Consider the following 15,111-nt stretch of genomic DNA (forward strand, 5'->3'; position numbering starts at 1 on the left):
CGGCCCGCCCGCTTGCATGGCGCCCACCAACCGACACCACATGTTCTGGAGCGCCCATGCCCACGGCCGATCTGGTCTTCACCAACGGGCCCGTCTTCACGGCGGACCCGGCCCGCACCCGGGCGACCTCGCTCGCCGTCGTCGGCGAGCGGATCGCGGCGGTCGGCCACGACGAGGTGCGGGACCTCGTCGGGCCCGGCACGGAGGTCGTCGACCTGACGGGGAAGCTGCTGCTCCCCGGCTTCCAGGACGCCCACGTCCACGCCGTCTCCGGCGGCAAGGAGCTGGCCGAGTGCGACCTCACCGGCACGGTCGGCGTCGCCGACTACCTGACGCGGGTCAGGGAGTACGCCGACGCCCATCCGGAGCGCCCCTGGATCACCGGCGGCGGCTGGTCGATGGAGAGCTTCGAGGGCGGACTGCCCACCCGGCAGCTGCTCGACTCCGTCGTTCCCGACCGGCCGGTCCTGCTGTCGAACCGGGACCACCACGGCGCCTGGGCCAACTCCCGCGCCCTCGAACTCGCGGGGCTCACCGCCGCCACCCCCGATCCCGCCGACGGGCGGATCGAGCGGGAGGCGGACGGCTCCCCCAGCGGCATGCTCCAGGAGGGCGCGATCGGGCTCGTCGCCGGACTGGTGCCGGCGGCCACCGCCGAGGACCGCCTCGCCGGTCTGCTGCGCGCCCAGAAGCTGCTGCACTCGCTGGGCATCACGGCCTGGCAGGACGCGCTGCTCGGCTCCTTCGGCGGGATGACCGACCCCTCGGAGGCGTATCTGACGGCCGCCGGCGACGGTTCGCTGACCGCCCGGGTGACCGGGGCGCTCTGGTGGGACCGGGAGCGGGGCTCCGAGCAGATCCCCGAACTGGTCGCCCGCCGCGAGAAGTTCAGCCTCGGACGGTTCCGGGCCGGCTCGGTGAAGATCATGCAGGACGGCATCGCGGAGAACTTCACCGCCGCCATGACCGCCCCGTACCTGGACGGCTGCGGCTGCGCCACCGCCAACAGCGGACTGAGCTTCGTGGATCCGGAGGCGCTGCGCGGGTACGTGACCGAGCTCGACGCCCTCGACTTCCAGGTCCACTTCCACGCCCTGGGCGACCGGGCCGTGCGCGAGGCCCTGGACGCGCTGGAGGCCGCGATCGCCGCGAACGGGCGGCGCGGCAACCGGCACCACCTCGCGCACCTCCAGGTCGTCCACCCCGACGACCTGGCCCGGTTCGCGGCGCTCGGCGCCATCGCCAACATCCAGCCGCTGTGGGCGGCGCACGAGCCGCAGATGGACGAGCTGACCATCCCGTTCCTGGGCCCCGAACGCGCCGCCTGGCAGTACCCGTTCGGCGATCTGGTGCGGGCCGGGGCCACCCTCGCGGCCGGCAGCGACTGGCCGGTCAGCAGCCCGGACCCGATCGCGGGCATCCACGTCGCCGTCAACCGCCGCGAGCCCGGGGCCGCCGACGACCGGGTCTTCTACGCCGAGCAGCGCCTCGACCTCCCCACGGCGCTCGCCGCCTACACGGCGGGCACCGCGCACGTGAACGGCCTCGACGACACCGGCAGCCTGCGCCCCGGCCACCTCGCCGACCTGGTCGTCCTGGACCGGGACGTCCTCACCGGGCCGCCGGAGGAGATCGCCGAGGCCCGGGTGGAGCGGACGTACGTCGGCGGACGGCTGGTCCACTCGGTCTGACCGGCGGCTCTACCTCCGGGGCCTCACCGAGGACGCCCGGACGTCCAGCCGCGTCGGCACGAGCGTCCCGGCGGGTTCCCGTCGGCCGTGTTCCAGCACCGCGACGAGGTGTTCGACGCCTGCCTCCGCGACCGCCTCGGGCCGCAGGCTCAGCGTGCTGACCGGAGGGTCGGTGTGGAGGGCCGTGGCGTCCTCGCTGACCAGGACGACCAGCAGGTCGTCCGGGACCCCGTAGCCGTGACGGCGCGCCGCCTCCAGGACGAGGGGCGGGCTCGCCTCGGCCACGACCAGGAGGGCGTCGGGGCGCTCCGGCCCGTCGGCGGTCAGGGCGGTCTCGACGCCGCGCACCACCGGTCCGTTGCCGGCCTCCCCGACGCGCACCGTCCGTTCCGGCAGGCCGTGGGCGGCGCACCACTCCCGGTGGGCGGCGGACACCTCCGTGTGGAAGCGGGTGGTGCTGTCCGGCACGACGAGGACGGGCCGCCGGGCCCCCTGCTCCCGGAGGTGGTCGAGGGCCTCGCGGACGGCGCCGCCCGCGTCGACGTCCACCCAGTAGGCCCCCGGCGTCCCCTCGACGGAACGGTCCGTGAAGACGGGGACGCCGGCGGCGAGCAGGCCCTCGACGACCGGGTCGTCGGCGACGGGGTCGGCGACGACCACCGCGTCGAGGGACAGGTCGGCCCACTCGCTCTGCAGCGAGCCGGCGGGCAGCAGCACCACGGCGTAGCCGCGGCGCAGCGCGGTGGCCGCGGTGGCGCCGGTCAGCCGGGCGAAGTACGGCGACTCGAGGAAGGTCCAGGGGGTGGCGGCGAACTCGCCGACCACGTATCCGATCAGCCTGGCCCGCCCCGCGCGCAGATGGCGCGCGGTGGCGTTGGGCCGGTAGCCCATTCTGCGCGCGGTCTCGCGGGCCCTCTCCCGTACCTCGGGGGAGAGTCTGCCGGTGCCGTTGAGCGCCGCGGAGACGGTCGTCTTGGACAGGCCCGCCTCGCGGGCCACGTCGACGAGGCGAACGCGCGGGGTGGGCGGCGAGGGCTGCCCGCCGTGCCGTGAAGCTTCGGTCATGGGGGTGATGCTGCCACCCTCGCGACCTCTGCAAAACCGTTCCCGCAAAGTCGTCTGCAGGTCTTGTGCGGGAACGTTCCCGCACCAATACTCGCTCCATCCCCCCGAGCCCGTCACTACACCCGTAAAGGGGTGGGTCCCCATGCGCATGCCCAGAGCCATCGCGCTTCTCGTCTGTACCGCCGCGATAGCGGCCACCACCGCCGGCTGCTCCGGCGCCACGAAGCCGCCCGTGGCCGGCGGCGGCACTCACTTCAAGGTCACCCCGACCTCCCCGCCCGCGCAGGGCCCGCTGAACTCCTTCACCTGGTCCCTGTACGCCGAGCCGTACACCCTCGACTACGCCCTCGCGTACGACTACCCGCCGAACACCGTCCTCGCCAACGTCTGCGAGCAGCTGCTGCGGGTCACGCCCGACATGAAGATCGTCCCCGGCCTCGCCGTGAAGTGGTCCCAGCCGGACCCGCGCACCCTCGTCTACACCCTGCGCCCGGGGGTGAAGTTCCACGACGGCACCACCCTGACCGCCGACGACGTCGTCGCCTCCCTCAAGCGCCAGATGGATCCGAAGACCGGATCCCCGTGGGGCTCCTCCTTCAAGACCGTCGACTCCATCGAGAAGACCGGCCCCCTGGAGGTGACCATCCGCCTCGGCAAGGCCGACGTCCTCTTCCACGAGATGATGGCCGCCTCCCCCGGCACCGTCGTCAGCGCCGCCTCACTGGCGAAGCAGGGCAAGGACTACGGCACCCCCAGGGGGAAGCTGAACTGCACCGGTCCGTACGCCCTCGACAGCTGGGTCCAGGGCGACAGCATCACCCTCAGGAAGAACGCGGCCTACTGGGACAAGACGCTCTCCCCCAAGTCCGACAAGGTGAAGTTCACCTTCGTCGAGGACGCCGCGGCCCGCTCCAACGCCTTCCTGTCCGGCACCGCCGACGGCGGCTACATGGTCCCGTCCTCCTCCTTCGCCCAGCTCGGCGCGAGCAGCAGGGGCACGCTCCTCTTCGGCCCCAACACCGCCGCCGCGAACCTCGCGGTCCTCGACTTCCACGGCACGCTCTCCAACCTCAAGGTCCGCAAGGCCCTGTCGATGGCCCTCGACCGGAAGAACATCGTCAAGGCCGCGGCCGGCGGCGTCGGCGTCCCCGCCAAGGCCCCCGCCGCGCGCGGCGCCTGGGCGCTGGCCCCGGACAGGACGGCGGAGCTCTTCGACACGCTGCCCGAACCCGCGTACGACGTCGAGGGCGCGAAGAAGCTCGTCGAGGAGGCCCACGCGAAGGGCCGCAGGGTCACCGTCGCCACCAGCAGCATGGCGCCCGAGATCAGCGTCGTCGCCAACGCCGTCCAGGCCGCGGGCCGACAGATCGGGCTCGACGTCGTGCTGAAGCCGGTCTCGCCCGACGCGTACAGCAGCATCTTCGTCGACCCGGACGCGCGCGAGGGCCTCGACCTCGTCATCACCAACGGCTACGACAACACGCCCGACCCGCTGGAGTTCTACCAGTACCTGCGCACCGGCGACTTCGGGAACTACGGCCGCTGGTCGAACGCCGAGTTCGACGTCGCCTTCGACCGGGCGAACTCCGAGCCGGACCCGGTCAAGCGCGCCGGACTCACCGCCAGGCTCCAGAAGATCGCGCTCGACGAGCTGCCGGTCATCCCCGTCTACGAGGCGCCCTACTCGGTCTTCCTCGGCAAGCGGATCACCGGCGCGCCGACCGGCATCGCCCAGCTCTACTTCCCGTGGGCCGCGACGATCGGGGCCTCCAAGCGATGACGCGCTACCTCGTCGGACGGCTCCTCGGCCTGGTGGCGGTGCTGTTCGTGACCTCCCTCGTGGTCTTCGGCTCCGTCCACCTGGCCCCCGGCGACCCGGTGTCGTTCCTGCTGCACGGCCGCCCCGCGACCCCCTCGGCCGTGGCGGCCCTGCGGGCGGAGCACCACCTCGACGACCCGCTGGTCGCCCAGTACGCGAAGTGGCTCGGGTCCGTGCTGAGCGGCGACTTCGGCCGCTCGACCCAGTACCACCAGGACGTGGCCTCTCTGATCGGTTCGCGCCTCACCGGCACCGCCCTGCTCGTCGGCTGCGCCGCCGTGCTCGTCGCGGTGCTCGGGGTGGCCGCCGGCATCCTCGCCGCCCTGCGCCCCGGCCTCCCGGACCGGGTGGTGCTCATCGGCACCGGCGTCGCCACCGCCACGCCCTCGTTCGTGACGGCCATCGCGCTCGTCTCGCTCTTCTCCGTCCGGCTCGGCTGGTTCCCGGGGCCGGGCGGCGGCACCCCGGCGGGCCTCTCCGAGCGGCTGTACCAGCTGACGCTGCCGTCCGTCGCCCTGGCGCTGTCCTTCGCGGGGCTCCTCGCCCGGGTGACCCGCTCGGCGATGCTCGACGAACTGGGGCGCGAGCACGTCGAGGTGGCGCGGGCCCGGGGCGTCGCGGGCCGGTCCGTGGTCCGCCGGCACGTGCTGCGCAACGCGCTCGGGCCCGTCGTCACCGTCGGCGGCACGATGCTCGCCGGCCTCCTCATCAGCACCTCGATCGTCGAGACCGCCTTCGACGTCCCCGGGCTCGGCTCGCTGCTCGTGCAGTCCGTCACCGCGAAGGACTTCGCGGTCGTGCAGGCGATCACGCTGCTCAGCGTCGCGGCCTTCGTCCTCGTCAACCTCGTCGTCGACCTGCTCGCCCCGCTCATCGACCCCCGTCTCTCCCTCGGGGAAGGCTCCTCATGACCTCCACCACCTCCGCGGTGCCGTACCGCAGGCCCGGGCTGCGCGCCCTGCGCCCCTTCGGCCAGGGGCCGCTCTTCGCGGTCTCGGTCGCGGTGCTCGCCGCGCTCGTCCTGGTCGCCCTCCTCGCGCCCGTCCTCACCCCGTACGACCCCGAGTCGCTCGACCTGTCGGCGAGTCTCGTCGGCACCACCGGCGACCATCTGCTCGGCACGGACCAGTCGGGGCGGGACGTCCTGTCCCGGCTGCTCACCGGCGCCCGCACCGGGCTGCTCGGGCCGCTGCTCGTCGTCGGCGTCTCCACCCTGCTCGGCACCCTCCTCGGCGTGGTGGCGGCCTGGCGCGGCGGCTGGGTGGACACGCTGCTCTCCCGGTCCATGGACCTCGTCTTCTCGATCCCCGGCCTGCTGCTCGCGATCCTGCTCGTGTCGGTCGTCGGCGAGGGACTCACCGCGCCCGTGATCGCCATGTCCGTCGCCTACACCCCGTACGTGGGCCGGCTGGTCCGGGGCATCGCGCGGCAGGAGAAGGCCCGGCCGTACATCGAGGCGTACCGGGTGCAGGGCTGGTCCGGCTGGACCGTCTGCGTGCGCCACCTGCTGCCCAACGTCGCGCCGACGGTCTTCGCCCAGTCCGCGATGAACTTCGGGTACGCCCTGATGGACCTGGCGGCCCTGTCGTTCCTCGGCTTCGGGGTGCAGCCGCCGGCCGCCGACTGGGGCGCCATGATCAACGAGGGGCAGGCGGCCGTCCTGCAGGGGGCCATGCTGCCGGCCCTCGCGCCCTCCGCGTGCATCGTGCTCGCCGTGGTGGCGTTCGGCATCGTCGGCGAGGGGCTCGCCGACCGGATCGCGAAGCGGGAACGGTGAACGGCATGCGCGAACACGGCGGGACCGCGCCGGTCCTGGAGATCGAGGGCCTCGGCGTCCGCCTGGCCGGCGACCGGGCCGCCCGGCCCATCCTGGACGGGGTGAGCCTGACGGTGCGGCCCGGGGAGACGGTCGGACTGGTCGGCGAGTCCGGCTCCGGCAAGTCCGTGGCCTGCCGCAGCGTCCTGGGGCTGCTGCCCGCGGGCGCCCGCACCGACGGGGAGGTCCGGGTCGCCGGGCGGAACGTCCTCGCGATGAACCGCGCGGAACTGACCGCGCTGCGCGCCCGGCGGGTCTCCATGGTCTTCCAGGACCCGCGCGCCTCCGTCAACCCGCTGCGGCGGGTGGGCGACTTCCTCACCGAGGGACTGCGCGCGGCCGGGACGCCGGCCGCCGAGGCGACCGCCCGCGCCGAGGAACTCCTCGACGCGGTCGGCATCCGCGACCCGCGCGGCGCCCTGCGCCGCCGCCCGCACCAGTTCTCCGGCGGCATGCTCCAGCGGGTCGTCATCGCGGCGGCCCTGGCGAGCGAGCCGGCCCTCCTCGTCGCCGACGAGCCGACGACCGCGCTCGACGTCACCACCCAGGCCGAGGTCATCTCGATCCTGGCCCGGCTGCGGGCCGAGCGGGGCACGGGCATGCTGTTCGTCACGCACGACCTCGAACTGGCCGCCGCCGTCTGCGACCGGGTGTACGTCATGTACGCGGGCCGGATCGTGGAGACCCGGTCGACGGACGAGCTGTTCGACGCGCCGCGCCACCCGTACACGGCGGGCCTGCTCGCCTGCACCCCGCGCATCGAACCGGGCGCGCCGGCTCCCCGGCCCGTCCCGGGGCGGCCCGTCTCCCTCGCGGAGGCGCCGCCCGGCTGCTCCTTCGCCGCGCGCTGCGCCCACGCGCTGGCGCGCTGCGCCGGGGAGACGCCCGCGCTCGTACGCCACGGGGACGGGCTCGCCGCCTGCCACCGTGCCGAAGAAGGGATCACGCTGTGACCGTCCTGCCCCAGGAGGGCCTGGTCGTCGACGGACTGCGCAAGCGGTACGGGGACCACACGGCCGTCGACGGCGTGTCCTTCGCGCTCGCACCCGGGTCCTGCCTCGCCCTCGTCGGGGAGTCCGGCAGCGGCAAGACGACCACGGTCCGGATGCTCGTGGGTCTGGAACGCCCGGACGGCGGCACGGTCCGCCTCGGCGGCCGGGACCGCTCCGCCCTGCCCCGGGGCAGGGCGGAGCGGCTCGCCAGGGCCCGGGAGATCCAGATGGTCTTCCAGGACCCGTACCTCTCGCTCGATCCCCGGGTGACCGTCTCGGACTGCCTGGACGAGGTCCTGCGCCTCCACACGGGCCTCGACCGGGACGGGCGCCGGGCCCGGGTCGCCGAGCTCCTCGACCAGGTGGGCCTCGGCGCGCGCGAGGCCGCGGCCCTCCCCCGGGGCCTCTCCGGCGGCCAGCGCCAGCGCGTGGCGATCGCGCGCGCCCTCGCCGTGGAGCCCGGGGTCCTCGTCCTCGACGAGGCGGTCGCCGCGCTCGACGTGTCGATCCAGGCGCAGATCCTCGAACTCCTCGGCGCGATCCGCCGCGAGTCGGGCATCGGCTATCTGTTCGTCACCCACGACCTGGCCGTGGTCCGGCACGTCGCGGACGAGGTCCTGGTGCTGAGGTCCGGGCGGGTCGTGGAGACGGGCCCGACGGCGCGCGTCCTCGACGCACCGGAAGACCCGTACACCCGGCTCCTGCTGGACTCCGTCCCCCGGCGCGGGTGGCGGGCGGCGGGGCGGTGACGGGGGGCGTGCCGGCGGGACCGTCCCCCGTGCGGGCCCGCCGGCACGACCGTCCCCTCCCCCGGACCGACATCGGGCACCCCGGGGCCGGTCGCGGCCGAGCCGCCGGCCGGGCGCGCGCCGGTCAGGCCTCCAGCCGGGCGAGGACGGCGCGCATCGAGCGCTCCAGGACCGCCCGGGACTCGTCGGTGGGATCGACGATCTCGAAGCCGTGGTGCGCGTGCGGCGCGTCGATGACCTCGACGTCGGCCCCGCGCTTCCCGGCGGCGGCGAGGAACTCCTCGACGGTCGCCGCGAAGACCTCGTGCTCCAGGCCGGCGCGGGCCAGGACGACCGGCGGCCCGTCCGCCGTGCCCACGGTGTCCACGGGACGGAAGCGGGACTCCACCGCCTCCCAGCCGGGCAGCGGCGCCAGGGCGGGGTAGTTCGCCGCCACGCACCGCAGCCACGGCGGGGGCGCGGCCAGCCAGTCCGCCGCGAGAAGGCCGCCGGTGGAGAAGAACCAGAGCGCGATCCGGTCCGCGTCGACGCGCGGATCGGCACGGACCCCCTCGACGGCGTCGGCGAGGTCCCGGGCGGCCCGCGGGTAGTCGACGAGGCCGTGGAGCCGGAGGTCCACGGTGACGCCGACGACGCCCGCGCCCGCCGCGTAGCGGCCGTACCCCAGGAAGAACGGCGTGTCCCGCGGGGTGGGCCGCCGGTCGGGCTCGATGGGGCCGCCGTGGACGAAGACGACCGCCGGGCGGGGTCCTTCGGCGTCCGGGAGGTGGAGGTCGGCCCGTCCCAGTCGCTCGCGCGGCCGCTCGGGCACGTCGACGAGGAAGGGCCGGAGGTGGGACGGCTGTTCGTGGCCGTTCTCGGGCGCCGTCACCCGGTGGCCCTCGCCGGCGGCCGCGCGGAGCAGCGCCCCGGCCAGTTCCCCGGGCGCGGAGAGCATCGGCCAGTGGCCGGTGGCGAGTTCGAGGAAGCGGAACCGGTCCTCGGTCAGCACCCGGAACTGGGGCGGCCCTGAGGCCACCGCCATCTCGACCAGGGCGATGCTCTGCCCGTTCGCGGTGCACAGGACGCCGGTGGACGGCAGGGTGTCCGTGGCGCCGGTCAGGCGGAGCGGCTCGGTGAGCGTGCGGCCCGGCTGGGGCGCGGCCTCGCGCTCCAGCCGGGCGAGGGCGTCGGCGGGGATCCCCTCGACGCTGCCCCACCGCGACCAGGTGCCCGGGGCGGGCGGCGGGACCGCCGCTTCGGGGTGCCCGGCGAGCAGTTCCCGGACCCCGGGGTCGGGTACGGAACGCACGGCGGGCTCGCCGGCACGCGGGGGTTCCGTGTCCACGGAGACGATCCGGGCGACCCGCCCGGCCCGCCGGTCGGCGGCGCCGAACACCGGACGCAGGCCGTAGCCGTGTCCGACGAGGACCACCTCGGGCGCCGTGATCCCGTCGAGCAGTTGGACGAGCTCCTCGACGTGCGTCTCCAGGCCGGTCCCGGGGCCGGCCTCGGCGCGCCGGTCCCCCGTCCCGGTCAGGGTCACCGGGTACGCCTCCGCTCCCGCCTCCCGCAGCCGGGCGGCGGTCTCCTCCCACACCCAGCCGCCGGTGAAGGTGTCCGACACCAGCACGAACGCCGTCATGACCGTCTCCTCGTCGTTTCTCGGGGGTGTCTCGCGGTCACGCTAGGAACTCCCCCTGCGGGAGATTCAAGTCCGCCGGTCGCGCGGCAGAATGGACGGGCCCGGAGATCACCGGATCCCGCTGGAGGAGGTTCGCCCCGTGTCGTCCGACGGCCTGTGGAGCATCGGTGAGCTGGCCGCGCGGGCGGACGTCACCGTCAAGACCGTGCGGTTCTACTCCGATCGCGGTCTGCTGCCCGAGGCGGGCCGCAGCTCCGGGGGTCATCGCAGGTACGGGGCCGAGGCGCTCGACCGGCTGCGGTTCATCCGGTCGCTGCGCGCCCTCGACCTGCCGGTGCCCGAGGTGGAACGGGTGCTCGACGGGGACGGAGCCGACGCGGCCCTCGAGGAGGCCGTCGCGGGGCGGTTGCGGGACGTGGGCTCCCAACTGGTGGCGCTGCGGTGGAAGGAGGCGTCGCTGCGGCTGCTCCAGGAGTGCGCCGCCGGGGAGCGCGCGGAGCGGCTGCGGCTGCTCGGCGCGCTGCCCGCCCCACCTGACACGGACGCCCTGGTCCGGTTCTGGCGGCGGGCCCTGCCGGTGCGGCTGCCGGGGCGGCTGGTGGCCACGGTCCTCGACGCGGTGGTGCCGCGGCCGCCGGAGGATCCGGGTCCCGATCAGGTGTGGGCGTTCGCGCGGCTGCACGCGCTCGTCACCGACCCGCGCCTCGAACGGCCGGAGTTCCGGCCCGCGCCGCCGCTCCCGGACGGCGAGTACCGTCCGGTGGTGCTCTACGAGGGCCTCGCCGAGGCGTACGGGCTCGCCGCGGCCGAGGTGCGGGCCGGGCGGGCGCCGCAGGACGGCGGGGCCCTGGACTGTTTCGTCTCCGCCTACGCCCGGGCGCGCGGGGAGCGGGACACGCCGGACTTCCGGCGCCGGCTCGTCGGGCTGCTCGCCCTGGACGACGGCCCCGTGCTCCCCCGGTACTGGAAGCTGGCCGCCGGTCTGTTCGCCCCGGACGAGCCGGTCCTCGGCATGCTGCACCACCACCTCTCGACGGCCCTGCGCGGCGAGGTCCACGGGCCGGCCGCCTGACCCCTCCCACATGGTGGGCGGTCCGCTGTCCACGGGCTGGGCACCGGGGTGGCGGATCTCGCCGACTCCCCTGCTTCGCCGCAGGTCAGAGAGGTGCGGAGGGGCTGTCAGGTGGCGCAATACTGCGGCAACACCATCGGGGCCGATCCGCCGCTACGTTCCGTGCCATGCCCGCCGAACCCGCTCCCGCCGCCCGCCCCGTCGCAGCCGCCCGCCGTCGGCGACTGCGCGCGGACCGGGCACGGCAGCTCGCCGACCTGCTGCGCCACCAGATCCTGGCGGGCGGCTTCCCCGGCGGCGTCCTCCCCCTGGAGGACGCCCTCGCGGCCGACTACCGGGCCAGCCGCAACACCGTCCGGCAGGCGCTCGACCTGCTACGCGGCGAGCAGTTGGTCGACCGGCAGCCGGGGGTCGGGACGGTGGTGGTCTGCGAGAAGTACCCGCACGGCCTCGACCGGCTCCAGGGCCTCGCCGAGACCCTGCACGAGCACGGCACGGTCACCAACGAGGTCCGGACCGTGGGCCCGGTCGGGGCCCCGGGGCCGGTGGCGCACCGGCTGGGCCTGCCCGAGCACGCGGACGTGCTCTGCGTCGAGCGGCTGCGCCGTCTGAACGGACTGCCGCTCTCGCTCGACCTGTCGTACCTCCCGATGGACATCGGGGGCGAGCTCCTCGGCTGCGACCTGGAGAACACGGACGTGTTCCGGCTCCTGGAGCAGTCGACCGGCGGGCCGCTCGGGCACGCCGAGATCACCCTGGAGGCCGTCAACGCCGACGCGCACTCCGCCGCCGTCCTCCAGGCGCCGCGCGGCGCCGCCGTCCTGATGCTGGAGCGGCTGACCCGTCTGCCCGACGGGCGGCCGGTGGACCTGGAGTTCATCCGGTTCCGCGGCGACCGCATCACCATGAGCGGCGTGCTCCGCCGCTCCCTCTGACCTCCCCGCTTCCCCGTACGCCCCTTTCCCGGAGACAGCCATGCCTGTGGTCCCCCAGCGCGGTGACGTGCCCGTCACCATCGACGAGTCGAAGTGCATCGACGGCTGCACGCTGTGCGTCGACATGTGTCCGCTCGACTCGCTCGCGATCCGCGAGGAGGACGGCAAGGCCTACATGCACGTGGACGAGTGCTGGTACTGCGGCCCGTGCGCGGCCCGCTGTCCCACCGGCGCGGTGACCGTCGACATGCCCTACCTGCTCCGGTGAAAGGCCGAACTCCCATGCCCGTGAGAAGACTCGCCCCGGCCCTCCCGCTCGCCCTGCTCCTTCCGCTCGCCACCGCCTGCGGCGGCGGGGCCGGCGCCGCGGCGGACGGGAAGACGGTCACGGTGACCGTCGGCTACCAGTCGAAGACCATCAACACCGTCACCGCCGGCACGCTGCTGCGCTCCCTGGGCTACTTCGAGGAGGAGCTCGCGGCGCGCGGCGGGAAGGACGGCGTCACCTACCGGGTCGTCTGGCAGGACTACGCGACCGGTGCCCCGATCACCGCCCAGATGACGGCGGGGAAGATCGACATCGGTTCGATGGGCGACTTCCCGCTGCTGATCAACGCGGCGCGCGGCAAGCAGCTCAAGGAGCCGACGCGGCTCGTCGCGGTGACCGGGTACAACCTGCGCGGCGGACTCAACACCGTGGTCACGGCCCCCGGTTCGCCGTTGCGGACGTTGAAGGACCTCAAGGGCCGCAAGGTGTCCACGAGCGTCGGTTCGGCTGCCGACGGCACGCTCGTCCGGGCCCTGCGGCGGGCCGGGCTCGACCCGGCGAAGGACGTCGACAAGGTCAACCAGCAGCCGAGCGTGGGTGCTTCGGCCCTGGCGGCGGGCACCGCCGACGCGCTCTCCCAGTTCGTCGCCTGGCCCGGTCTGCTCGCCTTCCAGGGGCGGGCGACGGCGCTGTACGACGGGGCCGAGCTGAACCTGCCGACCTTCCACGGGGTCACCGTCCGCGAGCGGTTCGCCAAGGAGCGGCCGGGGGTCCTCGACGCGTTCCTGCGCGCGCAGCGGCGGGCCACGGACGAGTTGCGCCGCCGTCCGGTGGCGTCCGCCGAGTCGGTCGCGAAGGAGACCGGGCTGCCCGCCGAGGTGGTCTACCTCTACAACGGCGCCCAGGGCATCGCCACCTTCGACCCGGCGCTCCGCCCGGAGCTGGTCGCCGCGCTCAAGGAGGACGTGCCGGTCCTGGCGGAGGCCGGCCTGGTGAAGGACGTCGACGTGGACGCCTTCGTCGACGCGGCCCCGCTGCGGCGGGCGGTGCCGGGCGCCCCGTACCCGAAGGCGGGCGCCGCCCGGTCCGAACTCTGGCTGAAGGGGCAGGGGTCGACCCGTACCTTCGACAGTCCGGGGGCGCTCCTCAAGGCCGTCAAGGGCGCGGCGGTCCGGGCCGCGTACGTGCCGGACGCGGTGACCGGGACGCTCTGGTTCGCGGACCGCGCGGTGTGGGTCCGGGACGGCGGGCAGTGGCGCGCCTTCGTGACCCGGGAGGGCGCGGAGCGGTACGTCACGGGGCACGCCGGCTCCCGGGCCGTCGGGTACGCGGACGCCGTGAGGCTCGCGTCATGAGCTGGGGCCGCCGTCTGGTCCGGGTGGCCTCGCCGCTCGTGGCGCTCGGCGTCTGGCAGCTGCTGACCTCCCTGGACGTCGACCTGTGGCTGCGGTTCGAGCAGTTCCCCACGGTCGTCGAGGTGGCCTCCGCGCTCGCCGACCGGATCGGGACGGAGACGTACTGGCAGGACCTCGGCCACAGCCTGCGCCGGATCGCGCTGGGCTTCCTGCTCGCGGCCGTCCTCGGGGTGGCCGCCGGGACGGCCGTCGCCCGGTCGCGGTGGGCCGCGGACGTCCTGGGTCCGCTGGTGGAGGTGGTGCGGCCGGTGCCGGCCATCGCCCTGGTGCCGGTCGCGATCCTGCTGCTGCCCACCAACGAGCAGGGCATCGTGTTCATCACCTGCGCCGCCGCGTTCTTCCCCGTCCTGGTGTCGACGCGGCACGCGGTGCGGGCCCTGGACCCGGCATGGGAGGAGGCCGTGCTCACCCTGGGCGGGGGCAGGTTCCGGGTGTTGTTCTCGGTGGTGCTGCCGGGTGCCCTGCCGGGCGTCTTCGGCGGTCTCTCGGTGGGCATCGGCGTCGCGTGGATCTGTGTGATCTCGGCGGAGATGATCTCCGGCGAGTACGGGGTGGGCTACCGCACCTGGCAGGACTACACGGTCGTCGACTATCCGGGGGTCTTCGTCGGCATGGCCACCATCGGCGTCCTGGGCCGGCTCACCTCCACGGCGGTCGAGGCGCTCGGCCGCCGGGTCACCGCCTGGCTGCCGGGTGCCGGGGAGGGCGGCGCGGCCGGTCCGGCCCGTCCGTCGGGCTCCGCGCCGGCGCCCGCGCCCCGCACGGACACGGCGGCCCCGGAGGGCCCCACGGGTCCCGGGCCCCTCACGGGCCCCGTCCCGGACGCCCCGGCGGCCTCCGCCGCCCGTTCCTCCGTCGCCCCGCCCGTACCCGACAAGGAGCCGGTCACATGACCACCCCGAGCACGCACGCCCTCACCGCCGTGCCGACCGGTGCGGAACTCGCCCTGCACGGCGTCCGGCTCGGCCACCCGGGCGGTGCCGCCGTGTCCGGTCCCGTCGGGGTGCGGATCGCGCCCGGTGAGCTCCTCACCGTGGTCGGCCCCTCCGGCTGCGGGAAGACGACCCTGCTGCGGACGCTCGCCGGGCTGCTGCCCCCGCTGGAGGGGCGGGTCACCCAGGACGGGGAACCGGTCCGGCGGCCCGGCGTCGACCGGGCCTTCGTCTTCCAGCACGACGCCCTGCTGCCCTGGCGGTCGGTCCGGGCCAACGTGGAGCTGCCGCTCGCGATCCGCCGCGTCCCGCGCGCCGAGCGTCGCCGGTCGGCGGAGGAGTGGCTGGAGCGGGTCGGGCTCGCCGGGCACGCGCACGGGCTGCCGGGCCGGCTGTCCGGCGGGCAGCGGCAGCGCGTCCAGCTGGCCCGGGCGCTCGCCGGGCGGCCCCGCGCCGTCCTGATGGACGAGCCGTTCGGCGCGCTCGACGCGACGACCCGTGCCGGGATGCAGGACCTGCTCGTGGAGATCCTGCGCGGCACCGGCGCGACCGTCGTCTTCGTCACCCATGACGTGGACGAGGCGCTCCATCTCGGCGACCGGGTCCTCCTGTTCGGGTCCGGCGAGGTCCTGGACGTGCCGCATCCGCGCGCCCGGGACGCCCGGGAGGCGCCCGCCACGGCGGCGCTGCGCCGCCGCGTCCTCGACTCGCTCTGAAAGCCCCTCCGAAAGGC

Annotated in this window: 14 protein-coding genes; 12 read left to right on the plus strand and 2 right to left on the minus strand. The window is 74.9% G+C overall.

Translation table 11 applies throughout. The annotated features are described in order from the left end of the window. Positions 1–56: 56 nt before the first annotated feature. The gene (locus IE180_RS08450; protein ID WP_190156149.1) at positions 57–1,691 is read left to right on the plus strand and encodes an amidohydrolase; all 1,635 of its coding nucleotides are present in this window, start codon (positions 57–59) and stop codon (positions 1,689–1,691) included. A 9-nt stretch (positions 1,692–1,700) separates the two neighbouring features. On the opposite strand, the gene IE180_RS08455 is transcribed toward IE180_RS08450, so the two are convergent. Beyond that, positions 1,701–2,756, minus strand: coding sequence for a LacI family DNA-binding transcriptional regulator (locus tag IE180_RS08455; RefSeq protein ID WP_190156150.1), 1,056 nt, complete (start codon positions 2,754–2,756; stop codon positions 1,701–1,703). Between the two features lie 142 nt (positions 2,757–2,898). Between IE180_RS08455 and IE180_RS08460 the strand changes: the two genes are divergently transcribed. Genes IE180_RS08460 through IE180_RS08480 form a run of 5 tightly spaced genes read left to right on the plus strand, consistent with a single transcriptional unit; the run spans position 2,899 to position 8,132 of the window. Further along, on the plus strand, positions 2,899–4,536 hold the full coding sequence (locus IE180_RS08460) for an ABC transporter substrate-binding protein (RefSeq protein ID WP_190156151.1): 1,638 nt from the start codon (positions 2,899–2,901) through the stop codon (positions 4,534–4,536). Next, the gene (locus IE180_RS08465; RefSeq protein WP_190156152.1) at positions 4,533–5,486 is read left to right on the plus strand and encodes an ABC transporter permease; all 954 of its coding nucleotides are present in this window, start codon (positions 4,533–4,535) and stop codon (positions 5,484–5,486) included. The genes IE180_RS08460 and IE180_RS08465 overlap by 4 nt, the downstream gene beginning before the upstream one ends. Further along, positions 5,483–6,352, plus strand: coding sequence for an ABC transporter permease (locus tag IE180_RS08470; RefSeq protein WP_190156153.1), 870 nt, complete (start codon positions 5,483–5,485; stop codon positions 6,350–6,352). Before IE180_RS08465 ends, IE180_RS08470 begins: the two co-directional genes overlap by 4 nt. Positions 6,353–6,357: 5 nt before the next feature. Beyond that, positions 6,358–7,344, plus strand: coding sequence for an ABC transporter ATP-binding protein (locus IE180_RS08475; RefSeq protein ID WP_190156154.1), 987 nt, complete (start codon positions 6,358–6,360; stop codon positions 7,342–7,344). 5 nt (positions 7,345–7,349) lie between these two features. Beyond that, positions 7,350–8,132 (plus strand): ABC transporter ATP-binding protein, encoded by a 783-nt coding sequence (locus IE180_RS08480; protein WP_373302705.1) that lies wholly within the window; start codon positions 7,350–7,352, stop codon positions 8,130–8,132. A gap of 124 nt (positions 8,133–8,256) precedes the next feature. Here the strand turns inward: IE180_RS08480 and IE180_RS08485 are convergent, their stop codons facing one another. Next, positions 8,257–9,756, minus strand: coding sequence for a dienelactone hydrolase family protein (locus IE180_RS08485; RefSeq protein WP_190156155.1), 1,500 nt, complete (start codon positions 9,754–9,756; stop codon positions 8,257–8,259). A gap of 139 nt (positions 9,757–9,895) precedes the next feature. Between IE180_RS08485 and IE180_RS08490 the strand changes: the two genes are divergently transcribed. The 6 genes from IE180_RS08490 (at position 9,896) to IE180_RS08515 (ending at position 15,094) form a co-directional block, all read left to right on the plus strand. After that, complete coding sequence (locus IE180_RS08490; protein ID WP_229860376.1) at positions 9,896–10,828, plus strand: MerR family transcriptional regulator; 933 nt, start codon at positions 9,896–9,898, stop codon at positions 10,826–10,828. 167 nt (positions 10,829–10,995) lie between these two features. After that, positions 10,996–11,763, plus strand: a complete 768-nt coding sequence (locus IE180_RS08495; RefSeq protein ID WP_190156157.1) for a GntR family transcriptional regulator — start codon at positions 10,996–10,998, stop codon at positions 11,761–11,763. Between the two features lie 40 nt (positions 11,764–11,803). Then, the gene (locus IE180_RS08500; RefSeq protein WP_190156158.1) at positions 11,804–12,031 is read left to right on the plus strand and encodes a 4Fe-4S dicluster domain-containing protein; all 228 of its coding nucleotides are present in this window, start codon (positions 11,804–11,806) and stop codon (positions 12,029–12,031) included. A 20-nt stretch (positions 12,032–12,051) separates the two neighbouring features. Beyond that, a complete protein-coding gene (locus IE180_RS08505) occupies positions 12,052–13,386 on the plus strand; it encodes an ABC transporter substrate-binding protein (RefSeq protein ID WP_373302706.1) in 1,335 nt (444 codons plus the stop codon). Then, positions 13,383–14,339: an ABC transporter permease gene (locus IE180_RS08510; RefSeq protein WP_229860377.1), complete on the plus strand. Its 957-nt coding sequence runs from the start codon at positions 13,383–13,385 to the stop codon at positions 14,337–14,339. Before IE180_RS08505 ends, IE180_RS08510 begins: the two co-directional genes overlap by 4 nt. After that, a complete protein-coding gene (locus IE180_RS08515) occupies positions 14,336–15,094 on the plus strand; it encodes an ABC transporter ATP-binding protein (protein WP_190156160.1) in 759 nt (252 codons plus the stop codon). Before IE180_RS08510 ends, IE180_RS08515 begins: the two co-directional genes overlap by 4 nt. Positions 15,095–15,111: the final 17 nt, after the last annotated feature.

This window comes from Streptomyces litmocidini (assembly GCF_014649755.1).
In the GTDB taxonomy this organism is placed as follows: domain Bacteria; phylum Actinomycetota; class Actinomycetes; order Streptomycetales; family Streptomycetaceae; genus Streptomyces; species Streptomyces litmocidini.